The following is a 22,800-nucleotide window of genomic DNA, read 5'->3' as shown; positions in this document are numbered from 1 at the left end:
CCCGGCAATATGGGGCGTCGATGCGAGTGCTGCCTATTGGCACGACCCGCGCAATCTCACATTGATACAGATCATCGGCCCAGGGGCACAAGCGCCGATCGGCACGGCGCAGCGGCGTTTCCGCGACAAGGACGCGACGCGCGAAGCGCGCCGCGTCCGGCCGAAAGCGCCTTATTCCGCAGCTTCGCCGAAGGCGTGCGGATAATGCTCGCGGGCGAATGCCTCGGAAATATAACCGGCCTTCAGATCGGCCTCGACGGCCGCGCGAGGCCGTTCGGCCGGATCGCCGAAACCGCCGCCGCCGCCGGTCGAAAGCTCGAGCACGGCATCCTTGGGCACCATGAAGCGGGTCGTCTTGGGGACCGACACGACGCGGCCATCCGGGAAGCGGACGGCAGCGCCATTGGCTCGGCCGGATTCGCCACCGAGCAGGCCCCAGGGCGCATTCTTCGTGCGCTCGACGGCCGTGGTGATGAAGATGTCCTCGGTCATGCGGAAGTGGAAATCGACGCCGAGGCCACCGCGCCACGTGCCCGGGCCGCCGGAATCCTGCGCCAGAGCGAGCTTGTCCATCATCCAGGGATTCTTCGCCTCCCAGACCTCGATCGGCGAGAAGCGCGTGGCGGACTCGGAGATGTGCAGCATGGTACCGCCATCGCCCCCGTTCCACGCGCCCTGCCCGGTCGGATGTGGCGAGCCGTCGGCCCAGGGCTCGCCCGTTGCCTCGCGCGTGCCCCAGGAGACGACGGAGCAGATGCAGCCGCCGCTCTGCGCGGGAACCGCATCCGGCAGCGCCTTGGAAATCGCGTTGTAGATCACCTCGATCGCCTGCAGCGCGGGCCAGCCATAGAGGAAGCACGGCGCAGGCGGCAGCGGATGGAACATGGTGCCCGGCCGCGTCACCACTTCGACGGGCCGGAAATGGCCCTCATGCGGGGCCTCGCCATAGCCGGCGAGCATGCTGATCGCCACGCGACTCGCCGATATGGTCGACGGCACGGGGCAATTGACGGGCCCGACCTGCGTTTCCGGCACATTGGAGAAATCGAGGCGGACATTGGAGCCCTCGATCTCGACCACGACCTCGAAGGGGATCTTGTCGTCGGTGATGCCGTTCGAATCCATCTCGCCATGGCCGACATAGCGGCCATCGGGAATGCTCTCGAAATAGGAGCGCACCACCCGCTCGCCATGGTCGAACATGTTCTCGACCGCATTCCTGAACTCGTCGCGGCCGAAGCGGTTGACGACTTCGAGGAAGCCCGCCGCACCAACGCGGCAACCGACGACCTGCGCATTCAGATCGCCCGCGACGAATTTCGGCACACGGCTATTGGCGAGCACCATGCGATAGATATCGTCGTTCAGCTCGCCGCGCTTGTAGATCTTCACGCCCGGATAGATCGTGCCTTCCTGGAAGACATCGACCGTATCGGTGCAATAAGGATCCTTGCCGGCAATATCGAGCCAATGCCCCTTGATCGCCGTATAGCCGATCAGCTCGCCATCATCGAGATAGACGGGATTGATGACGGCGAGATCCTGCGGATGCGAGCCCGTGCCGTAGGGCCAATTGTACATGATCATGTCGCAGGGGAACATGTTCTCGGTCCCGCCGATATTCTTCACGGCCTCCTCGACGCAGAAATTGAGCGTGCCCATGAACATGGGCAGGCTCGGCGCCTGGGCGAGCAGGCGCATCTGCGGATCGTAGATCGCGACGGCGAAATCGAGCACTTCATAGATGACCGGCGAGAACGCCGTGCGCACCAGCGCACGCTTCATCTGGTTCGCGGCCGAATTCAGCGCATGGCGGACGACCTCGGTCGTGATCGGGTCGGCCTTGGCCGCATTGCCCGACCTGGCGACGCCTGCGCGATGGAGAACGGTATCGTGCGCCAACATCAGTTTGCCTCCGAACGAACGAGAACGAGTTCGCCGCGATCGCCCGTCGAGGCGGTCCAGTCGGCGTCGAGATAGAGGGTTGCCGTGCTTTCCGTAACGATGGCCGGGCCCTGAAGCGGCTCGACGATTGCGCTCCGCGGCACGACTCGGAACGGCATGCGCTTCCGGCAGCCGAAGGAATAAGCGAGCACGCTCTCCTCGGCCTCCGTGCTGACCTCGGGAGGCTTCAGCGTCTGGTTGCGACGCGGCAGCGGGGCGCGGACCGTGGCGCGGATCGAGACGATCTCGACCGCCTCGGTCATGGTGCCGCCGAAGCTGCGCAGATATTCCGCCGTGAAGGCAGCGCGCACGCCCTCCGCACTCTCGGCCACCGTCTCGCCATCGAGCGGCACCTCGATCGAGAGCCAGTGTTCCTGGCCCTTGTAGCGCAGGTCGATCCGCGCGGTCTTGACCGTCTCGCGCGAGAGATGGTCGCCGCGCGTCGCGATGTCGGCGAAGAGATCGCGCAGGACGGCATTGACGGTCTCGATGCTCTCCGGCGACAGGTCCATGATGCGGGTCCGCGCCGCCGATTGCACCATGTCGGCGCCGAGCAGGCCCCAGGCCGAGAAATTGCCGGCAAGCGGCGGCACGACGATCCGGTTCATTTTCAATTCGTCGGCGAGCAGCGTCGCCATCAGCGGACCGGCGCCGCCAAAGGGCAGGAGCGTCATGGTGCGCGGATCGAGCCCCTGCTCGACCGAGACTTCGCGCATGGCATTCGCCATCGACGAGGACGCGATGCGGAGAATGCCGATCGCCGTCGTCTCGACATCCTGCCTGATCGCGGCGGCCACCGGCTCGATCGCCGCCCGCGCCTTCTCGAAATCGAGCGTGATGCCGGAAGCGAGCTTGCCCGGCCCGAGCATACCGAGATAGCCGGCGGCATCGGTCATGGCCGGCTCTGTGCCGCCCTTGCCGTAGCAGGCTGGTCCGGGTGCCGCGCCGGCCGAACGCGGCCCGACCCGCATCAGGCCGCCGACATCAATATGGGCAATGGAACCGCCGCCCGAGCCGATCGACCGCACGTCGACCCAGGGCGTCTGGATCGGCATGTTGTCGATCGTGCCTTCGTAGAGAACCTGCGGCTGGCCGTTCAGGATCAGCGCCGCGTCGAAGGAGGTGCCGCCGACATCGGCGGTAATCAGCGCTTCGATGCCGAGCATCTGCGCCACCTCGCTCGCGCCCTGCGCGCCTGCGACCGGACCGGACATGATCGTCTCGAACGGCCTGTCTTCGGCCTCCGCGAAGGTCATCGAGCCGCTGCCGGAGCGCGTGATGAGCGATGTGCCCTTGAAGCCCAGTTCGCGCAGGCGGCCGTCGAGCCGCTTCAGATAATTGGACATGCGCGCGCGGACGAAGGCGTCGATCACCGTCGTCGAGGTGCGCTCATATTCGCGATATTCGCCGGAGATCTTGTGCGAAAGCGAGATGCCGCCCGTGAATCCGCCGGCCCGCAGCAGCTCCTCGACGCGCAGCTCATGCGCCGGATTGGCATAGGCGTTGATCAGGCAGACGGCGATCGTGTCGACGCCCTCGGCGACCAGGGCGGCGAGCGCCGGCGCGACGGAGGCCTCGTCGAGCGGCCTGTAGACCGAGCCGTCGGCCTTGATCCGCTCGACCACTTCGAGGCGGCGATGACGCGGCACTAGCGGTTCGGGCTGCTTCCAGAACAGATTGTACATCTCGGCGCGGTCGCCGCGCCGGATCTCCAGCACGTCGCGGAAGCCCTCGGTGGTGATCAGCCCCACCTTGGCGCCGCGCCGCTCCAGGAGCGCGTTGAGGCCCACCGTCGTGCCATGCAGGAAGAATTCCGCTTTCTCGATCACCTCGCGCGGCACATGGCCCTTCACGGCATTGACCACGCCCTCCTCGGGGGCATGCGGAACGGTCGGAACCTTGCCTTCGACCGTCTCGCCGGTCTCGTCGTCATAGTAGACGAGGTCGGTGAACGTGCCGCCAATATCGACGCCGATGCGTGTCGCCATGCTAGCCTCCGGAGGTAACTGATCGGGATGCCGGAGCCTGGCGATGGTCCTCCGGCGATGAAATCGCTGCAGTTCGGATCGTCCGACATTGCCGCCGCCATGAAGCGGTGCGCGCCTGACGATCCTGCTCGACGGTCATTCGGTGCCGAGCGGCGTCGGCGTGCCGGCGCGGATCACATTGCGGATCTTCGCCTCTTCCTCGGTCACGACGGGAATGGCGCCGATGAGTTGGCGCGTATAGGCGCTCTGCGGATTGGCGAAAATCGACTCGACCGGCCCCGTCTCGACGAGGCGGCCCTTCTGGAACACGCTGACGCGGGTCGCGATCGCGCGCACGACGGCAAGATCGTGGGTGATGAAGAGATAGGTGAGGCCCCGCTCCTGCCTGAGCCGCTGCAGCAATTGCAGCACCCGCGCCTGCACCAGCACGTCGAGCGCCGATGTCGGCTCGTCGAGCACGATCAGCTCCGGCTCGCAGGCGAGCGCGCGGGCAATCGCGACGCGCTGGCGCTGGCCGCCGGAAAGGCCACGCGGCGAGCGCCGGGCATAATCCGCCTCGAGGCCGACCTCCTCGAGCAGTCCCGCGACACGCGCGCCGCGCTCACGGCTGACACCAATGCCATGCACGTCGAGCGGCAGTCGCACGCTGGCACCGACGCTGCGGCGCGGATTGAGCGCGGAGAGCGGGTTTTGCTGCACGAGCTGGATCGCGCGCCGATGCGCTTTCGTCCGTTCCGCCGGCAGCGCTACGCCGTTGAAGCGCATGCTGCCCGATGTCGCCGGCATCAGCCCCAGCACGAGATTGGCGATGGTGGTCTTGCCCGAACCGGATTCGCCGACGATGGCGTGGCATTCGCCGCGGTTGAAGGTCAACGAGACGCCGTCCAGCGCCACGACCCTGTGGCCATCGGCTTCGAACGTCTTGCCGAGATTGTCGAGCTCCAGGATCGGCGTGCTCATGCGATCGCTCCAGCCGGTTCGCCGCAGCCCTCGTGCACGATCAGCGGATTCTCGAAATCGGGGCTGCGCTCGGGCAGATCGGGCAAGCCGCCGCCGGAAATCTTCGGGATCGCGGCGAGCAGGGCGCGCGTATAGGGATGGCGCGGCTCGTGGAAGAGCTGGGCCGTCGTGCCGTGCTCCACGATCCTGCCGCGATAGATGACATAGACGCGATCGGCGAATTCGCGCACGACGCCGAGATTGTGCGAGATCAGCAGCACCGCGGTGCCGCGCTTTTCGGTGAGCTCGTGCATGAGCTTCAGCGTCTGCGCCTGCACCGTGACGTCGAGGGCCGTGCCCGGCTCGTCGGCCATCAGGAGCGCCGGGCGATTGGCGAGCGCCATGGCGATCATCACGCGCTGGTTCATGCCGCCGGAGAGCTGGAAGGCATAGGAATCGAGCGCGCGCTTCGGATCGGGGATGCTGACCTCGGCCAGCGCCGCCTCGGCCTGCCGGTCGGCGTCGGCATCGGAAATCGCAGGATTGCCGGAGCGCAGCACTTCGCGAAACTGGCCGCGGATCTTGAAGGTCGGGTTGAGCGCCGAGGTCGGGTCCTGGAAGATCATGGCGACCCGATTGCCGCGCCGCCTGGCGATCTCGCGCCCGCCCTTGATCGCGTCGATGCCGTCAAAGCGGATCGAGCCGGAGGCGTGCGTGGTCGGCGCTTCCTGCAACAGGCCCATGGCGAGCCGCGCCGTCACGGATTTGCCCGAGCCGGATTCACCGACCAGCGCCACTTTCTCGCTGGCGCGGACATGCAGCGATATGCCGTGCAGGACCTCGGTTTGCCGCCGGCGGCTGCCGAAGGCGAGGCGCAGGTCGCGAATGGTGAGGACAGGTTCGGCCATGATCAGCTCTCCGCCTCGAAGGCTTCACGCAGGCCGTCGCCGACAAGGTTGAAGCCGAGCACGATGATCAGGATCGCGATGGCCGGCCACACCGAGAGCCACCAGGCATCGGGCATATACTTTGCGCCCTCGGCCACCATGGATCCCAGATCGGGCGTCGGCGGCTGCACGCCGAGGCCGAGAAAGGATAGCGAGGAGGCCATCAGGATGACGAAGCCGACATCCAGCGTCATCTTGGTCAAGATCGACGGCCAGCAATTGGGCAAGATCTCGCGGAAGATGATGTGCATCGTCGAGGCGCCGACCGTCTCGGCCGCAAGGACATAGCCTTCCTGCGCTTCGGCGCGGGTGACGTTGTAGATCAGCCGCGCATACCACGGCCACCACATGGCGGTGATCGCCAGCATGCCGTTCAACAATGTCGGCTCCAGGAAGCCCATGATCGCCATGGCGAGCACCAGCGGCGGCACGGCGAGGAAGATGTCGGTGATGCGCATCAGGACGTAATCCGTCCAGCCACCCTTGTAGCCGGCGACCAGCCCGACAATGACGCCCACCGGCGTCGCGATCGCCAGCACGACCACCGCCATGATCAGCGACAGCTGGTAGCCATAGATGATGCGCGTGAAGAGATCGCGGCCCATCGTATCGGTGCCGAGCCGGTAGGTTTCGCTCGGCCCCATGTTCATGGCGGCGAAATCACCAATCGGCCCGACATGTTCGGGGAAAGGCGTCAAATAATCGGCGAAAACGGCCATGAAGACGATCACGGCGACGATGACCAGACCGGCGACCGAGAGCGGGTTCGAGCGATAGGCCTGCCATGCTTTCGAGCCCGAGCGCTTGGCGATGACGGGGGAGCCCGGTTCCGACATGTCAGCCCCTCCCGCCGGCGAGGCGAATGCGCGGATTGATGATGCTCACGAGCACGTCGACGATGATGTTCATGATCAGGAAGGCGGCCGCGATGATCAGCACTGTGCCGACGATGGCATCGAGATCCTTGCGGATAATCACCTCGACGCCATAGCGCGACAGGCCCGGCCAGCCGAACACCTTCTCGACCAGGAAGGCATTGCCCAGCATGGCCGCGAATTCGAGGCCGAGGATGGTCAGCGTCGGGATGAAGGCGGGGCGGAAGGCATAGCGCGTCGCGATGCGCCAGGGCCGGAAGCCATAGGCTCGCGCCATCTCGACATAGGGCTTCTCATAGACGTCGATCATGTTGGAGCGCGTCAGCCGCGCGGCCTGGCCGAGGCCGGACATGGCGAGCGCGAGCGCCGGCAGCACCAGATGATGCAGGGCGTCGAGGAAACCGGCACCGTTGCCGGCGACGAGCAGGTCGATCAGATAGAAGCCCGTCGGGCCCTGCGGGACCGGGATGCTGTCGAGCAGGCGCCCCTCGATCGGGAAGATCGGCCAGAAATAGCCGAAACAGAGCTGAAGGATGACGCCCCAGACGAAGGCGGGCGTGCAAACGGCGATGAGCGCGATCAACCGCCCCAGATGATCGGGAAAGCGGCCCCGAAAATGGGCCGAGAGGATGCCGAGTGGCAGGCCGATCAGCACCATCAGGATCGCCGATATGATGCAGAGCTCCAGCGTGGCGGGAAGGAACTGCGCGATATCGGTGGTGACAGGGCGGTTGGTGTAGAGGGACTTGCCAAGGTCGCCGCGCGACAGGGCCTTCAGGAACTCCCAATATTGAACCGGAAGCGCTGCATCGAGATGCCGCTCGGCCCTCAGCGCCGCGACCTGCTCGGCCGTCGCATTGGGGCCGAGCGCGATGCGCGCCGGATCGCCCGGCATGACGCGCGCAATCGCGAAGATCAGCATGGAGATGCCGACCATCACGATCAGGGCCGCGCCAATGCGGTGCAGAAGGGATTTCCAGATCATTGGCCCGTTCCCTTGGCGCCGTGGGCTCGCTGCATGGCCGGTTCCTCAGACGATCAGACGATTGCCGAGTACCGGCGCCGAGCGGAACAACCCGAAGCGCTCGATCTCGCCGGCTGGCGGCGGCTCGCAACTGCCGACACGGCTGGGACTCCAGCCAAATTGAAGCTTGAGGCCAGCGAGATGCTCGGCGAGCTTGAAGGGGGCGCTGACGGCATCGATGACCGGAACGCCGAGCACCTTCTGCGCCTCCTCGTGAAAGCCGAATTCGCAGGTGCAGCCGAGCACGATCGCCTCGGCACCGTCCTGCTCGATGGCACGACGACCGGCGGCAATGATACCCGCTTTGGTGGTCTCAGGGTCCTGCTGCAGGCTCTCCACGCCGATATTGAGGCTCACCATCGAGGCGAGGCGGTCATGCGCGCCATATTCGCGGATGCGGTCGACCATCTGGTCGATGCATTTGCGGCGAGTCACGACGACCGAGAAGCGATTGGCCAATGTGGTTGCGAGCTGGACGGCCGCAAGGCACGGCGCGACGACGACCATGTCGCCCGAGACCTCGCGCGCCTCCTTCAGGGCCGGGTCATAGAAGCATCCGATGACCATCGCGTCGACACCCCGCCGGCCGCCATCATAGGCAATGCGGACGATATCGGCATAGGTCAGCGCCTCATAGGCGCGGTACTCGACATGGGTGAGTTGCCCCTCGAGCGCCAGGGAAACCACCTCGACTTCGGTTTCGGGATCCTTGATCGCGGCAAGGACATCGCCAATCGGCTGGTCATAGGCGTCCCAACCGACCGTGTTGACCCAGAGGATGCGCTTCTTCATCAGCCCTTCCCGATCCGACAGGGAAGACGGCGCCGATACGGGACCAGCGCCGTCGCCAGCTCACTCCGCGACGCTGATGTCGCGGAAATTGAGGTTGAAGTTGTCGAGACGCTGATCGGCAGGACCGGAGAGACCCGGAACATTGACGGCATCGCGGGCGACGACCACGCCGGTGAATTCATAGGCGTAGATCGAGGGAGCGAGCTCGCGCAGACGCGCGTTGAGTTCCTTGTAGATCTCGGCGCGCTTGGCCTCGTCCACTTCGCCGCGGCCGGCCTCCAGGAGAGCGTCGACCTTGTCGTCCTTGAGATGCTCGGCCGACATCCAGGTCGGCGGGACCTTGGAGGAATACATGTTGTAGAGCAGCGAATCCGGATCCGGCGTCACGGCCGCGACGGCGATCTCGACGGCGTGGGGTGCCGTGTCGGGCTTGGTCACCTGCTCGGTGACGAGCGCCCAAGGCGTCTTGACGACCTTGACCGGGAAACCGAGCTTCGAAAAGCTCGCCTGCATCAGGAGCGCAATGCGCTCGCGGGCAGGAACCTCGGCGATCCAGGCAATATCGATCGGGCTCGTCTTGGGGTCGTACTTGCACTGGGCGAGTTCGGCCTTGGCCCTGTCCATGTCCTGCGCATAGGCCGGAGCATCCTTGTCATAGCCCAGGAGGCCGCTCGGCAGCGCACCCTTCATCGGGATGCCCTGCGCGTATTTATCATTGATCTGCAGGATCTTGAGCGTCGTCGCATAGTCGAATGCGTAGGTGAGCGCGAGGCGACAATGAACATCGTCGAGCGGCGCGCGCGCTGTATTCAGCTTGATATACTCGCCCGTGGCACCGCCGGCTTCGGTCAGGAGCTTCAGGCCCTTCTCGGTCCCCATGGCGCGGATGACTTCAGGCGGCAGCCACAGATCGGAGATCTCGTGCTCGCCGCGCGACATCAGAGCGCGAATGGTCGGCGCTTCGACGCCATAGCGATAGCGCACCGTATCGGGTGCGTTCTCCGCGAAGCCGAGGAAATAGTCCGGATACTTGACCATCACGGTCTCGGACTGCGGGTTCTGGCTCTCGACCTTGTAGGCGCCCGAGCCGGCATCATGCGCCGACAGCCAGGCCTCGCCATAGTCGCCGAACTCGCCATACTTGCCGTCGACCTTGTTGGCGATCACGGTCTTGGAATCGACGATCGGCAGGCGCACCAGCGCGGCCAGGAACGGCGCATAGGGCTCGGAAAGCGTGAACTTGACGGTCAGCGGATCAATCGCCTCGGCCTTGGTCACGCGACCAGCGAAGAGGTTGGAGAAGCCCTGCCCCATCGCGACGGTGCGGTTGAGCGAAAAGACGACGTCGTCGGCCGTCAGCGGATTGCCGGAGTGGAATTTGACACCGTCGCGCAGCTTGAAAGTGTAGGTTGCGCCGTCGGTGGTCCATTCTGTCGCCAGCCGCGGCTCGACGCCCGGACCGCCCTTCTTCGGGTAGACCAGCGTATCGTAGAGGTTCACCGCGAGCACGGTGTCGGCATAATCCGTCGCCTTGGCCGGATCGATCTCGCCGATCGGCGACTCGTCGAGCCTCAGGACGCGTTCCGCGTGTGACGGCGTCGCCAGCCAGAGCGGCGATGCCATCACGACGGCTGACATCAAAGCCTTTGCAGTCCGATTCATGCGAATTCCCCTCTTCTATCGCGACCATGTGTCGAGAGCCGGCTCAAGACCGCCTCGATCGGCGCCAAGCCGGACATCCAAACCGGCGACCCATCGCACGCCACCAGCATCATAGCGCGAGATGAATTTTCGTATAGGTAAAAATTTCGGCAGCCGACGCCAGGGGCTGCCGTCTCGAGACGCAATTTGCCCACCCACCATGCACGAATACGCCCACATTGTCCGCATCCCGAACAGGGCGGTCATCGGCCGGCATGAGGCCCAACCGAAAGGGAAATCCAAGACAATCATTTTATCTCAGAGACTTGTATCAGGCGCCCGCCTTATGATCGCATCGCCTTAGGTCGTGGGGATGCGGCCAATGCCGCTTGCCCCATCCTTAGGCTTTACGGGGAACAGCCGAGACGGTAGATAGAAAAAAGTTTCCGATCGGAACATTGCATGCCAATTCCCGCCAAGCCTGCCCGGAAATCGCTGCGAAGCGCTCCAGAAAGCAATGCCGAACCAGCAGCGACATCGATAGCCGGCATCCTGCGTCGTCTGAGGCGGGAATCGGGATTGACGCTGCAGGAGCTCGGCGAGCGCTGCGGCATCGCGACTTCGACGCTCTCCAAGATCGAGAACGGCCAGATGTCGCCGACCTACGACACCATCCTGCGCGTCGCGCGCGGCTTCAACATCGACGTCGCCGAGCTCTTCACCGGGGCGCAGTCCAGCCATGTCGGGGGTCGGCGGACGGTGACGCGGCGCGGCCAGGGCGTCCTGCGCGGCACGGCACAGTATTCCTATGAGATGCTCGCCTCCGAGCTTTCCGGCAAGCAGTTCATCCCGCTCCTGACGACGATCGAGGCCCGCTCGCTGGCCGATTTCCCGAGCCTCGTCAGCCATCCGGGCGAGGAGTTCTTTTATGTGCTCTCCGGCACGGTGACGCTGCACAGCGAGCACTATGCGCCCACCGTGCTCGAGGCCGGCGACAGCTGCTATTTCGACAGCACGATGGGCCATGCCTGCATATCGTCCGGCGAGACGCCGGCCCAGATCCTCTGGATCTGCTCGCAGGTCGTGGCGCCCCTCATCGAATAGGGGCACCGGCCGTCCCATCCGGGGCCACGCGACCCGCATCCGCATCGATCGCCTGGTCGACCCGCCCTTGCAGATAGCCGTAGAACGGATTGGACGAGTTTCGCTGCAGCCAGTCGAGCGAGACGATCAGGGCGCCGCGTTCGCCCCGCATGGCCAGCGCACCGAGACTGACGCCGAAATTGTCGGCCGGATCAGGGTCCGCGCCATAGAGCCCATCCGCCGGCGGGAACGGCAGCGCGATATGCGACAGCGAGAAGACGTCGCGCGGATAGTCGATCCCGAGCGGCTGCACGACCTCGGCTGTCGTTCCCGGCTCCACCACGCGCGCCACCACCGCGTCGGAATCGGCGGAGGCATTGGCGATCACGGTCGTGCGGAACTTGCGCGTGGCGAGGGGTAGCAGACTTTCGAGTGCGGTATCGGACGCCGGCCGGAGCAGGAATTGCGTCTTGGCGCTGCGGTTGATGTCGAACAGGACCAGTTCGCTGCCATTGGCCGGCAGATTGTCATAGAGCGTCGAGATCATCGCTCGCGCGCTCACGGTCGCGTCCAGCACCGACTGGAACGTCAGGATCGGCGGCAGGGTGTCGAGGCCGCCATTGTCGCGCAGGCGCGCGATCCGCGTGCGCAACTCGTCCGTCACCTGATAGGACTGCCGCGCCGCATTGACCGGAAACGAGTTGTATTTGAACGGGTTGAACTCGGGGATGATGTCGAGCCAGGCCGACCGCGCGAAAGCGGGGAAGAAGGCCGGCAAGCCCGCGAGCCCGGCGAAACGGGCGAAGCGATTCACGCCGATCATCGGCGAAAGCAGCACGAGACGGTCCGGCCGCGACAGCTTCGGATCGGCGGCGGCCTCCAGCGCATACATGAGCGCCAGCGCGCCGCCATTGGAATAGCCGACGAGATGGAGCGGCGCCTTGTCGCCGATGCGGCGACGCGCCTCGCGGACCGCGAGCCGGGTCGCCGCCTCCCACTGGCTGTCGTCGACGATCGTCAGCGCGCCGGGAACTGTCCCATGGCCCGGAATGCGCAGGCCGATCGCCACGAAACCGTGTGCGGCGTAGCTCTCGGCCAGATGACGCAGGCTATAGGGTGAATCGGTCAAGCCGTGCAGCAGCACGGCGGCGCCGACCGGCGGCCCGGACGGCTCGATGATGAAGGACCGGTTCCAATCCTGCTTGAATCCATGCGGATTGATCGGGCTATCCGCAAAATAGCGATTGGCGGGGACCCTGTCCTTGGGATCGAGCTTGTCCGAGACCTCGGCCCGCACTGCATCGAACAGCTTGTTCTCGGCCGCGATGTAGCCGGGCCAATCGGTGCGGTCGATTTCGGCGGCGCTCAGTTCTTCCGGGGCATAGGTCTGCCAGAGATCGAGTGGCTCGCCCCGCTCGGACTCGACCACGCGCGCCACGAAGATCGCGACGACGCAGAGGACGAGCAGCAGAACCACCCGCCTGACCAATCTGGATATCCAACGCATCGTGAATGGCAGCCCGTGTGGCAGGAGGCGGCCGGACTGAAGTGACCAGCACGCGGGAAAGGACGCGATATGCGCCGCGACGGCCGGATCATAGCCAAAGATGACGGCCATGCGCGACCCGCAATTCGCTGCGGCACGACCGATCCCGATGAAATGCCGGCAAGGCGGGCGCCCCCGTCTCGCCGGCGAGGGAGGAGGTGCCGCTAGTAATCGACCGCGTCGCGGATGATCGGGCACGTCATGCAATGACCGCCGCCACGGCCGCGGCCGAGTTCGGCGCCGGTGATCGTGATCACCTCGATGCCTTCCTTGCGCAGCAGCGTGTTGGTGTAGGTGTTGCGATCATAGGCGTAGACGACGCCGGGCGAGGCGCAGACGAGGTTGGCGCCCGAATCCCACTGGGTGCGTTCGCGCATATAGGCATTACCGCCGGTCTCGACGACGCGCATCTTCTTGAGGCCGAGCGAATCCCGCACCGTCTCGACAAAGGTGCCCTTGTCCTTGGAGAGCTCGAGGCCGCCCTTGCCATCCGGGCGGTAGGAGAACGCCTGGATGCCGTTGACGATGTCGGGATAGAGCAGCACGCAGTCCCGGTCAGCGAAGGTGAAGACCGTGTCGAGGTGCATGGCGGCGCGCAGCTTCGGCATGGCGGCGACGATGACGCGTTCGGCCGCGCCCTTGTCGAACAATGCCTGCGCAACCTGGCTGATCGCCTGGCGCGAGGTGCGCTCGCTCATGCCGATCAGCACATTGCCCTTGCCGATCGGCATGACGTCACCACCCTCGAAGGTGGCGAGCCCGTGATCGACCGTCGGGTCGCCCCACCAGACATTCACCTTGCCGGCAAAATCGGGATGGAACTTGTAGATGGCGGTGGTGAGGATCGGCTCTTCATGCCGCGCAGGCCAATAGAGCGCGTTCAGCGTCACGCCGCCATAGATCCAGCAACTCGTGTCGCGGGTGTAGAGCGTGTTGGGCAGCGGCGGCAGCAGATATTCGTTGGCGCCGGCCGCATCGCGGACGAGTTCCAGCATCTCGCCGCCGATCGTTTCCGGGAATTCCTCGGTGGAAAGCCCGCCGATCAGCGTTTCGGCCAGAGCCCGATGGGAGAGGCCTTCGAGATAGCTCCGGACTTCGTTGACCAGACCTAGGCCGACCTGGTTCGCGACAACCTGATTATCGAGAATCCACGCCTTGGCCTCGGGGATCGCGACCGTCTCGGCGAGGAGATTGTGCATCTCCACCACCTCGATGCCGCGGTCGCGCATCTTCGTCATGAAGTCGAAATGGTCGCGCTTGGCGTTCTCCACCCAAAGGACATCGTCGAAGAGCAGATCGTCGCAATTCGACGGCGTCAGGCGCTGGTGCGCCCGGCCCGGCGCGCAGACCATGACCTTGCGAAGCTGCCCGACCTCGGAATGGACACCGAATGTGACGTTGTTCGTCATGTTGCTGTTACCTCCCCATTCAAGGTGTAATCGTGCCGCTGATCAGGCCCCAGGCGCCGACAAGGCCGGCAACCACGGTAACGGCGAAGACGATGAGTTCGATCGACGTGAAGAGCTGCGCCTTCTGCTCGCGACGCGCCCAGAAATAGAGAACGGTGCCCGGCACGAACAACACGGCGACCAGCAGCACATATTTGAGGCCCGCCGCGACGAACATGATGATCGTGTAGATCACCGCGATCCAGGCGAAGACCTGGTCACGGCCGCGTTCGTTCGGCGTCGCCTCATAGCCCTCGCCGCGGCGGGCGAGCAGCACGCCGTAGCCCGCGACGAGCAGGTAGGGCAGCAAGGCCGTGACGCTGGTCATGTCGAGCATGAAGTTGAAGGCGTCGCGCGACCAGTAGGTCGAGACGACAAACAGCGAGACGACGATATTGGTCAGCCAGAGCGCATTCGCCGGCACCTTGTTGCCGTTCTGCGCCGCGAAGATCCTGGGCATGTCTTCCGATTTCGCCGCGGCAAAGAGCACTTCGGCGCAGATCAGCGACCAGGCGAGATAGGCACCGAGGACCGAGATCAGCACGCCGATCGAGATGAAGACCGCACCCCAATGGCCGACCACCACTTCGAGCACGCCGGCGAGAGAGGGATTGCTGACGCCGGCGATCGTGGCACGCGGCATGGCGGCGTAGGGCAGCAGCGTGATCGCGACCATCAGCCCGGTCACGCCGACAAAGCCCAGTATGGTCGCGGTGCCGACATCGGCGCGCGTCTTGGCGAAACGCGAGTAGACGCTCGCGCCCTCGATGCCGAGGAAGACGAACACGGTGATCAGCATGGTGTCGCGCACCTGCGCCACCAGCGTCTTTTCCGGCATGCCGACGCCGCCGAAGAAATTCTCGGAAAATTGCGCGTAGTTGAACACGAAGATCATGGCGAGGATCGCCACGATGATCGGAACGATCTTGGCAATGGTGACGACGGTGTTGATGAAGGCCGCCTGCTCGACGCCCTTCAGGATCATGAAGTGGAACGCCCAGATGCCGATCAGCGAGACGACGATCGCCGTGATCGTGCTGCCATCGCCAAAGAGATCGGGGAAGAAGCGCCCCAGCGTCGACCCGATCAGGACCCAGTAGAAGACATTGCCGAGGCAGCTGCCGAGCCAATATCCGAAGGCGGACAGGAAGCCCATATAGTTGCCGAAACCGGCCTTGGCATAGGCGAAGACGCCGGAGTCGATATCGGGCTTCTTCTCGGCGAGCGCCTGGAAGACGCGCGCCAGCATGTACATGCCCGTCCCCGCGATCACCCAGGCGATGATCGCGCCGAACGGTCCGGTCGCCGCGCCGAACCGACCGGGCAGGTTGAAGATGCCCGCGCCGACCATCGAGCCGACGACCATCGCCGTCAGAGCCGGCAGAGAGAACTTTCCACCCTGAGCCGATGCCATAACGCCCTCCCCACGCTTCTTTTTATCGCGTCAGTTATGCGTCATTCGCCCCCGCGCCGCATGAGCGCAGCATCCCGCAACTATACCGGTCATCCCAAGTTCAGCCATGCCGCGCCGAAATAGATCATATATTGCAATGCACTATGGATTGGCCCCGGTATACTGAATCGCCTCGGCGGCAGATGCCTTCAATCTTTGCTTGCATCAATCCAGCCTGACGCAACAGGGCCGCTCGCGTCCTGATCCAGGGCAAGGCAATCCCCCGTGCGGCTCCGGATGAGCGCTTCACCGTCGCCTTGGAGTCGTGCAATAAGTTCGTCGTGATCATCGACTAAAGTCGCGTCTTGTCGTGACGTGTGGGGCCGCTTACCCGTGAATGCTCGTTCCGCTGCGAGGCTTGTCGCCAGCCTGCTGCTCGCCGTCACGCTTGCCGCCTGCGCCAGCCGGCCGCCGCCACTCGCCCCTGTTGCCGCCGGCCCGGTGAAAACCGAGACCGTCGACATGCTCGTCGCAACCACCCGCCAGCCAACGGCCGACAAGGGCGTCCTCTTCACGGGCGAGCGCGGCTCGACACTGTCTTTCACCAATGTCGTGGTCTCGATTCCCCCGACCCGCGAGGCCGGCTCGGTCCAGTGGCCGCGCAGCGTTCCGGGCGATCCGGCTCATGATTTCGTCACCACGGCGGTAGAACCGCTGAAAGACGGCCAGCTCAGACCCTGGTTCAAGCAGCACGAGACGAAGTCGCGCCGCGTGCTGATCTTCGTGCACGGCTTCAACACGCCTTTCGATGCGTCCGTCTTCCGCTTTGCCCAGATCGTGCACGACGCGAATGCGAATGTCGCGCCAGTGCTGTTCTCCTGGCCGTCGCGCGGCAGCCTGCTCGACTATAATTACGACCGTGAAAGCGCGAATTTCTCGCGCAGCGACTTGGCGCGCGTAATCGAGACGGCCGCGAACAGTCCCGACGTTTCCGACGTGATCGTCATGGCCCATTCCATGGGAAGCTGGGTCGCGATGGAGGCGCTACGGCAGATCGCGCTCCAGCGGGGCAGGATTTCGCCTAAGGTCAGCGACGTGATCCTCGCCTCACCCGATCTCGACATCGACGTGTTCCGCAAGCAACTCCTGGAGATCGGACCGAAGCGCCCGCATTTCACCATCTTCGTTTCCACGAACGACCGGGCCCTGCGCATTTCGCGGCTGATTTCCGGCAGCGTGACACGCGTCGGCGCCGTCGACCTCAGTGACGAGCAATATCTGGCGCAGCTCAAGAACGCGTCCGGCATCACCGTGCTCGACCTGAGCGACTTGCGGAATGGCGACCGGCTCAACCACAGCCAGTTCGCCACCAGCCCGGAAGTCGTGCAGTTGCTCGGGTCGCAGTTGATCGATGGTAGCGGCGTCAGCCGGTCGGACATGGATGGTAGCGGTCAGCTCGCGGCAACGGCCGTGGGGACAGGCCAGGTGCTCGGCTCGGCCGCGGGCGCCGTCCTGTCGGCACCGATCCGCATCTTCGAGGGTACGGGCCGATACTGAGCGGGAAACCGCCGACCCGTCAGCTCCGCTCTGCGGGCTCTGGCTCCACGGGTGCGGTAACCGCGTCGCCCAGCCAATCCTCGACGTAGAAGCGCAGGATGGCGATCCGCGCCAGAGCCATCAACGGCATGGCGAGCGCGATGCCGAGCGTGCCGAACAGCGCCCCGATCAGCACGATGCCGACCAGCGTCCAGGCAGGCGGGATCGAAGCGGCGCGGCGCTGGATCAGCGGCCCGATCACATAGCCCTCGATCGTCTGGATGACCGTGTAGATGCCGACGGCCCAGACCAGCATCGGCACGCCGAGCGGCATGGCGACGAGCGCAATCGGAATACCCGCCAGGATCGGGCCGAGATAGGGGATGAAGTTGAGCACGCCGGCCTGCACCGCGAGCAGGAAGGCGCCGGGAAGCTGCAGGGCATAGAGCGCGATCCAGACCGCGACGAACATCAGCAGCATCCGCACGCATTGCGCGACGAGCCACATCCTGAGCGCTCCGCCCATTTCGTCCAGGACCTGACGGACGCGCGGTCGCCGGCGCGGCGGCACGCAGAGAACGATGCTCTCGCGATAGACGGCCGGATCAAAGGAGAAGAGCAGGCCAACGAAGACGATGACGATCAGCCCCGCCAGGAAGCTGGTCGCCGTGCCGACCGCGAACTGCGCGTGGCCGAAGAGCTGCGTATCACCCGGGAAAAAGCGCGAGAAATCGCGACCGCCGTCGGGGCCGAACATCTCGATGCCATAGGCGAGCAGACGCTGCTGCAGAAAGTCGAGCTGCGCATCCATGACGCTGATCAGGCTGCGGACCTGTTCGGGCAGGCCGACCGCCCCGCGGAAGATGCCCCAGGCGGAGAGCAGCGTCAGGATCAGGATGACGAGGGAAAGCCGCCAGATCCGGGCGATCGGCAGGATTGGGCGCAGCGCGCGCGTGCAGGCATCGAGAAACGCCGCAAACAGGACGCCGGCGAAGAGGATCAGCAGGCTCGATGAGGTCAGCCAGACGAGATAGAGGCCGATGCCAACCGCGATCAGGCTGATCGCCACGCTGAAATGGCTGCGCCAGCGCGCCGTGGCGTCGTCTGACGCGACCGGTGAAGGCGTGAAATCCTGGGCCATCTGATGTCCGAGCCTGCCTTCGCGCGGCAGCCCATTTGGGCTACCGGATGTGAGGTTCAAGATGAGGTGAGGCCACCGGCGCGATGGGCCCCGATGGCGGAGCCCTCGCTACGCCGTAGCGGCGGCGGGCGGGGCGGGCGTCTCGGCAGCCGCCTTGGCTTCGCCGGCCTTCGGCGCAGGGTCGTTCTCCCTGACGCGGAAGAAGACCGTGTAGAGCGCCGGCAGGAAGATCAGCGTCAGCAGCGTTGCGACCGAAAGGCCGCCCATGATCGCGAACGCCATCGGGCCCCAGAAGATCGTGAAGGCGATCGGGATCATGCCGAGCACCGTCGAAATGGCGGTGAGGATGATCGGGCGGAAGCGCGACACCGTCGCCTCGACAACGGCATCCCAGGGCTTCAGGCCGTTGCGTCGCTCCGTCTCGATCTGTTCGAGCAGGATCACGGCATTCTTGGCGATCAGGCCAAGCAGCGAGAGGATGCCGAGGATCGCCACGAAGCCGAGCGGCCGGTTGAAGATGAAGAGCGCGCCGACGACGCCGATCAGGCCCATCGGGATGACGCTCAGCACCAGCGCAAGACGGCTGAAGCTCTGCAGCTGCATCATCAGGAACGAGACCATCAGGAACAGCATGAACGGCACCACCGCCGCGACCGAGGCCTGCGAGCTCGCGCTCTCCTCGACCGTGCCGCCCACCGCAATGCGGTAGCCGGCCGGCAGCCCCGCAATCAGCTTGGAGACGGCAGGCTCCAGGTCCTGCACGATCGCCTCGGGCGATCCGCCCGGCTTGACAGCTGAAAGGACGGTCAGCGTCGGCTCGCGGTCACGCCGCCAGATCAACGGATATTCCTGCCCGAAATCGAAGGTCGCGACCTGGCTCAGCGGCACGGTGCGGCCATTGGGCAGCGGCACCTGCAGGGTGCGCAGATTGGCAAGCGAGATGCGCTGCTCGTCGGTCGCACGCGCGATGACATCGATCAGGTAGATGTCGTCGCGAACCTGCGTCACGGTCGATCCCGTGACGACGGCATTCAGCGACGCGGCGAGCGCCTGCGAGCTCAGGCCGAGCAGGCGGGCCTGGTCCTGGTTGATCCGGACCCGCACCATGCGCGCGGGCTCCATCCAGTCGAAATTGACGCGTTCCGTCTCGCTGTTCTGCGAGACGATCTGCGCGAGGTTCAGCGCGATATCGCGGACCTGGTTGATGTCGGGTCCGCTGACCCGATACTGCACCGGCCAGCCGACGGGCGGGCCGAGCTCGAGCGGCGAGACGTTGGAGACGGCGCTCGGGAATTCCTCGGCGAGCAGCGTATCCAGCTTCTTTTCAAGCCGCATGCGCGCCTCGACGTCCTTCGCGATGACGACGGCCTGCGAGAAGAACGGGTTCGCCAGTTCCACATTGAGCGGCAGGTAGAAGCGGATCGCGCCGCGGCCGACATAGGTGCTCCAGCGCTCGACATCCGGATCGCTCTTCAGGAAAGCATCGAGGCGGCTGGACGCCTCCTCGCTGGCGAAGATCGACGAATTCTGCGGCAGGCGCAGGTCGACGAGCAGCTCCGTACGATCGGATGTCGGGAAGAACTGGCGCGGCACATAGGGCAGGACCAGCATCGCCAGCACGAAGGCCGCGAGCGTGGCGCCGATCGTGATCCAGCGGAACCGCATCGCGGTGACGAGGATCGCGCGGAACGTCCTGATGATGACGTTGACCTTGACCGGCTTGTTCGGGTCCTGCGGCTTCGGAGCCTTGAGGAGCGCCGCGCCGATCAGCGGCGAGAAGATGACCGCGCCGAGCCATGACACGATCAGCGCGATGCCGACGACGGCAAAGATCGAGAAGGTGTATTCGCCGGCCGAACTGCGGGCAAAGCCGATCGGCACGAAGCCGGCCGCCGTCACCAGCGTTCCCGTGAGCATGGGCAGAGCGAGCGTCTGGAACGTCATCGCCGCCGCACCCTCCTTGGTCTCTCCCGCGGCGAGCCGTGTCGTCATGGAATCGACCGTGGTCATCGCATCGTCGACCAGGAGACTGAGCGCGATGATGAGCGCGCCGAGCGAAATGCGCTGCAGGTCGATGCCGACCACGTCCATGACCACGAAGACCATGGCGAGCGAAATCGGGATGGCGAGCGCCACCACCGTTCCGGCGCGAATGCCGAGGCTGACGAAGCTGACGACGGCGATGATCGCGATCGCCTGCCAGAGCGAGGTCGTGAAGTCGCCGATCGCCTCGTCGACCACCACCGCCTGGTCTGCCACCAGCGACGGCTGGATGCCGAGTGGCAGTTCCGCCGTGATCTCCTTCATTGCCGCGCGGACATTGCTGCCAAGCGCGAGGATATCGCCACCCTCGCGCATCGAGATGCCGAGGCCGATCGCCGGCTCGCCATTGACGCGGAACATCGGCGAAGGAGGATTGGCATAGCCGCGATGGATCTCGGCGATGTCGCGCAGGCGGATGAGCCGGCCATTGGAGACGAAGTTGATGTCGAGCAGGTCCTGCTCGGATTCGAACGCGCCGGTGACGCGCAGCGCAATGCGCTCGTCGCCGGTTTCGAGCACGCCGGCCGGGCTGACGACGTTCTGCGCCCTCAGCGCCGCGATCAGCGCCGAACGGTCGATGCCGAGGCCCGCGAGCTGCTTGGTCGAGAACTCGACATAGATCTTCTCGTCCTGCTCGCCGATCAGCTCGATCTTCGAGACATCCGGCACCTGCAGGAGGCGGGAACGCGCGCTTTCGACATAGTCGCGCAGCTCGCGATGGGTGAAGCCATCGGCGGTGAAACCGTAGATGATGCCGAATGTGTCGCCGAAATCATCGTTGAAGAACGGACCGACGACGCCCGACGGCAGCGTGGCGCGGATGTCGCCGATGCCCTTGCGGACCTCGTACCAGATGTCCGGCACCTGCGCCGACGTCACCTCGTCCTTCAGATTGACAAACAGGGTGGTCGAGCCGGCATTGGTCTGGCTGCGGACGAAATCGACCTCCGGGATCTCCTGGACCTTGCGCTCCAGCCGCTCCGTCACCTGCTGCAGCGTGTCCTCGATCGTCGCGCCCGGCCAGACCGCATGCACGATCATCGTCTTGATCGTGATCGGCGGGTCCTCGTTGCGGCCGAGATGGATGAAGGCGGCACTGCCCGCCACCATCACCGCGATCATCCAGTAGATGATGAAGGAACGGTGGCTGAGCGACCAGGCGGAGAGATTGAAGCCGTTCATTGCGCGGATCCGAGCAGGCGAACCTTCTGGCCCGGGTGCAGCGCCTGCACGCCGGCCGTGACCACGATCTCGCCGGTATCGAGCCCGTGCGAGATGATCACCGTCGCCGGATCATGGCGGACGATGTCGACATTGCGCAGCGAAACGGTCAGTGCGCTCGGATCGACGACCCAGACCGCCGGATTCTGCTCGGCGGTCGTGAGCGCCGTCGCCGGAATGGCGATTACCGGCTCGCTGCTCGTCATCATCGTGCCGGTCACGGTCGAACCCAGCAGCATGGTGGCCGGCGGGTTGTTGATGCCGACGCGGACCGGGAACGTGCGGGTCTGGGCGTTGGCCTGCGGGGCGACCTCACGGACGCGACCGGTGGCGCTGACATTGGGATCATCCGTCAGGCGGATCGTGATTTCCGGATCGGTCGGCGCCATGCGCAGAACCTGCGCCGGCACGTCGAACACAGCGTCGCGGCCGCCCTGGCGGGCGAGCTGGACGATCATCTGGCCCGGCTGGACGACTTCGCCCGGCTCCGCGCCGCGCGCGGTTATCGTTCCGTCGACATCCGCCTTCAGTTCCGTGAAGCTGACGCGGTCATGCGCGATCTCCAGCTGCGCCTCGGCGTCGTCGAGCTGGGACTGGGCCGACTGGCGGGCCTGCTGTGCCTGATCAAAATTGGCACGGGTCGTGAAGCCATTCCCGAGCAGGTGCTGCTGGCGGTCGAAAGCGTTGCTGGCCTGGACGAGCTGGCCCTGCGCTGCGGCGAGAGCGGCCTGGGCCGAGCGCAGCGCGTTCAGCTCGTTGACGGGGTCGAGCTTGGCGAGGATCTGCCCGGCCTTGACGGTATCGCCGACATTGACCGGCCGCTCGATCATCCGGCCGCCGATCCGGAACGACATGGCGGCCTCGTTCTGCGCCTCGACATGGCCGGTCAGGACGACGGTCTCGCCTCCCGGCTCGCGCGCCGTGATGACGGTCCGCACCGGACGCGCATCCTGAACCTCGGATTTGGTCTCCTGCTGGCAGGCGGCCAGCAGCGGGGCCACCAGGAGGATCGGCGCGACACGCCAGAACCCGAATTTTCCCTTGGTCCGATCAGCAGCTTTGACCACAGCCTTGTCCCTATCCATGGATATTCGCGTCAACCTTGAATGCACCCTGAGGAGAGGCGCGTCACGCCATCGGAAATGGCCGCTCACCCGGCCACTGACCTCGCACAGCATATCAAGCGGGCCTTTACCGTCCGATTCAAGCCGCACGGATCGCCCCGCCCATCTTCTGAGC

General features: G+C 65.2%; 16 protein-coding genes. 2 read left to right on the top strand and 14 right to left on the bottom strand.

Translation table 11 applies throughout. The features are described from left to right. Nucleotides 1-171: 171 nt before the first annotated feature. The 8 genes from QO014_RS14220 to QO014_RS14185 all read right to left on the bottom strand — a co-directional run bounded on the left by QO014_RS14220 (nucleotide 172) and on the right by QO014_RS14185 (nucleotide 10,171). Complete coding sequence (locus QO014_RS14220) at nucleotides 172-1,905, bottom strand: hydantoinase B/oxoprolinase family protein (protein WP_266349387.1); 1,734 nt, start codon at nucleotides 1,903-1,905, stop codon at nucleotides 172-174. Next, the gene (locus QO014_RS14215; RefSeq protein ID WP_266349386.1) at nucleotides 1,905-3,932 is read right to left on the bottom strand and encodes a hydantoinase/oxoprolinase family protein; all 2,028 of its coding nucleotides are present in this window, start codon (nucleotides 3,930-3,932) and stop codon (nucleotides 1,905-1,907) included. The genes QO014_RS14220 and QO014_RS14215 overlap by 1 nt, the downstream gene beginning before the upstream one ends. A 135-nt stretch (nucleotides 3,933-4,067) precedes the next feature. After that, nucleotides 4,068-4,892 carry an ABC transporter ATP-binding protein gene (locus QO014_RS14210; protein WP_266349385.1) on the bottom strand — a complete coding sequence of 275 codons (825 nt, stop codon included), beginning with the start codon at nucleotides 4,890-4,892 and terminating at the stop codon, nucleotides 4,068-4,070. Then, complete coding sequence (locus tag QO014_RS14205) at nucleotides 4,889-5,779, bottom strand: ABC transporter ATP-binding protein (protein WP_266349384.1); 891 nt, start codon at nucleotides 5,777-5,779, stop codon at nucleotides 4,889-4,891. Before QO014_RS14205 ends, QO014_RS14210 begins: the two co-directional genes overlap by 4 nt. Before the next feature lie 2 nt (nucleotides 5,780-5,781). Next, the gene (locus QO014_RS14200; RefSeq protein ID WP_266349383.1) at nucleotides 5,782-6,654 is read right to left on the bottom strand and encodes an ABC transporter permease; all 873 of its coding nucleotides are present in this window, start codon (nucleotides 6,652-6,654) and stop codon (nucleotides 5,782-5,784) included. 1 nt (nucleotide 6,655) lies between these two features. Continuing rightward, nucleotides 6,656-7,678, bottom strand: a complete 1,023-nt coding sequence (locus QO014_RS14195) for an ABC transporter permease (protein WP_266349382.1) — start codon at nucleotides 7,676-7,678, stop codon at nucleotides 6,656-6,658. A 45-nt stretch (nucleotides 7,679-7,723) separates the two neighbouring features. Further along, on the bottom strand, nucleotides 7,724-8,509 hold the full coding sequence (locus QO014_RS14190) for an aspartate/glutamate racemase family protein (protein WP_266349381.1): 786 nt from the start codon (nucleotides 8,507-8,509) through the stop codon (nucleotides 7,724-7,726). Nucleotides 8,510-8,569: 60 nt separating this feature from the next. After that, nucleotides 8,570-10,171: an ABC transporter substrate-binding protein gene (locus QO014_RS14185; RefSeq protein WP_266349380.1), complete on the bottom strand. Its 1,602-nt coding sequence runs from the start codon at nucleotides 10,169-10,171 to the stop codon at nucleotides 8,570-8,572. 441 nt (nucleotides 10,172-10,612) lie between these two features. Between QO014_RS14185 and QO014_RS14180 the strand changes: the two genes are divergently transcribed. Beyond that, nucleotides 10,613-11,254, top strand: a complete 642-nt coding sequence (locus QO014_RS14180; RefSeq protein WP_370877146.1) for a helix-turn-helix domain-containing protein — start codon at nucleotides 10,613-10,615, stop codon at nucleotides 11,252-11,254. On the opposite strand, the gene QO014_RS14175 is transcribed toward QO014_RS14180, so the two are convergent. The 3 genes from QO014_RS14175 to QO014_RS14165 form a co-directional block, all read right to left on the bottom strand. Next, nucleotides 11,244-12,722, bottom strand: a complete 1,479-nt coding sequence (locus QO014_RS14175) for an alpha/beta hydrolase (protein WP_307258285.1) — start codon at nucleotides 12,720-12,722, stop codon at nucleotides 11,244-11,246. The two genes, QO014_RS14180 and QO014_RS14175, sit on opposite strands and share 11 nt — an antisense overlap. Before the next feature lie 221 nt (nucleotides 12,723-12,943). Further along, the gene (gene arcA, locus QO014_RS14170) at nucleotides 12,944-14,188 is read right to left on the bottom strand and encodes an arginine deiminase (RefSeq protein WP_266349379.1); all 1,245 of its coding nucleotides are present in this window, start codon (nucleotides 14,186-14,188) and stop codon (nucleotides 12,944-12,946) included. 19 nt (nucleotides 14,189-14,207) lie between these two features. Continuing rightward, a complete protein-coding gene (locus tag QO014_RS14165; protein WP_266349378.1) occupies nucleotides 14,208-15,641 on the bottom strand; it encodes a basic amino acid/polyamine antiporter in 1,434 nt (477 codons plus the stop codon). Between the two features lie 372 nt (nucleotides 15,642-16,013). Here QO014_RS14165 and QO014_RS14160 point away from each other — a divergent pair, with 372 nt between their 5' ends. Continuing rightward, entirely contained in the window at nucleotides 16,014-17,177 is a 1,164-nt protein-coding gene (locus QO014_RS14160) for an alpha/beta hydrolase (RefSeq protein ID WP_266349377.1), read from the top strand. A gap of 19 nt (nucleotides 17,178-17,196) precedes the next feature. Here the strand turns inward: QO014_RS14160 and QO014_RS14155 are convergent, their stop codons facing one another. From QO014_RS14155 to QO014_RS14145, 3 genes are all read right to left on the bottom strand, one after another. Further along, entirely contained in the window at nucleotides 17,197-18,297 is a 1,101-nt protein-coding gene (locus QO014_RS14155) for an AI-2E family transporter (protein ID WP_266349376.1), read from the bottom strand. Nucleotides 18,298-18,405: 108 nt separating this feature from the next. Beyond that, a complete protein-coding gene (locus QO014_RS14150; RefSeq protein ID WP_266349375.1) occupies nucleotides 18,406-21,522 on the bottom strand; it encodes an efflux RND transporter permease subunit in 3,117 nt (1,038 codons plus the stop codon). Beyond that, entirely contained in the window at nucleotides 21,519-22,628 is a 1,110-nt protein-coding gene (locus QO014_RS14145; RefSeq protein ID WP_266349374.1) for an efflux RND transporter periplasmic adaptor subunit, read from the bottom strand. The genes QO014_RS14150 and QO014_RS14145 overlap by 4 nt, the downstream gene beginning before the upstream one ends. Between the last annotated feature and the right edge of the window lie 172 nt (nucleotides 22,629-22,800).

Origin of the sequence: Kaistia dalseonensis, from assembly GCF_030814715.1 — a bacterium.
Classification (GTDB): Bacteria; Pseudomonadota; Alphaproteobacteria; order Rhizobiales; family Kaistiaceae; genus Kaistia; species Kaistia dalseonensis.
Note: the sequence above shows the minus strand (reverse complement) of the source record. Positions and strands in the feature narration are given on the sequence as shown.

Excerpts from the sequence above, each read along its gene's own strand:
- arcA (WP_266349379.1), bottom strand. The coding sequence starts at position 14,188 with ATGACGAACAACGTCACATTCGGTGTCCATTCCGAGGTCGGGCAGCTT.
- QO014_RS14165 (WP_266349378.1), bottom strand. The coding sequence starts at position 15,641 with ATGGCATCGGCTCAGGGTGGAAAGTTCTCTCTGCCGGCTCTGACGGCG.
- QO014_RS14190 (WP_266349381.1), bottom strand. The coding sequence starts at position 8,509 with ATGAAGAAGCGCATCCTCTGGGTCAACACGGTCGGTTGGGACGCCTAT.
- QO014_RS14150 (WP_266349375.1), bottom strand. The coding sequence starts at position 21,522 with ATGAACGGCTTCAATCTCTCCGCCTGGTCGCTCAGCCACCGTTCCTTC.
- QO014_RS14215 (WP_266349386.1), bottom strand. The coding sequence starts at position 3,932 with ATGGCGACACGCATCGGCGTCGATATTGGCGGCACGTTCACCGACCTC.
- QO014_RS14205 (WP_266349384.1), bottom strand. The coding sequence starts at position 5,779 with ATGGCCGAACCTGTCCTCACCATTCGCGACCTGCGCCTCGCCTTCGGC.
- QO014_RS14185 (WP_266349380.1), bottom strand. The coding sequence starts at position 10,171 with ATGAATCGGACTGCAAAGGCTTTGATGTCAGCCGTCGTGATGGCATCG.
- QO014_RS14180 (WP_370877146.1), top strand. The coding sequence starts at position 10,613 with ATGCCAATTCCCGCCAAGCCTGCCCGGAAATCGCTGCGAAGCGCTCCA.
- QO014_RS14200 (WP_266349383.1), bottom strand. The coding sequence starts at position 6,654 with ATGTCGGAACCGGGCTCCCCCGTCATCGCCAAGCGCTCGGGCTCGAAA.
- QO014_RS14155 (WP_266349376.1), bottom strand. The coding sequence starts at position 18,297 with ATGGCCCAGGATTTCACGCCTTCACCGGTCGCGTCAGACGACGCCACG.
- QO014_RS14220 (WP_266349387.1), bottom strand. The coding sequence starts at position 1,905 with ATGTTGGCGCACGATACCGTTCTCCATCGCGCAGGCGTCGCCAGGTCG.
- QO014_RS14210 (WP_266349385.1), bottom strand. The coding sequence starts at position 4,892 with ATGAGCACGCCGATCCTGGAGCTCGACAATCTCGGCAAGACGTTCGAA.
- QO014_RS14195 (WP_266349382.1), bottom strand. The coding sequence starts at position 7,678 with ATGATCTGGAAATCCCTTCTGCACCGCATTGGCGCGGCCCTGATCGTG.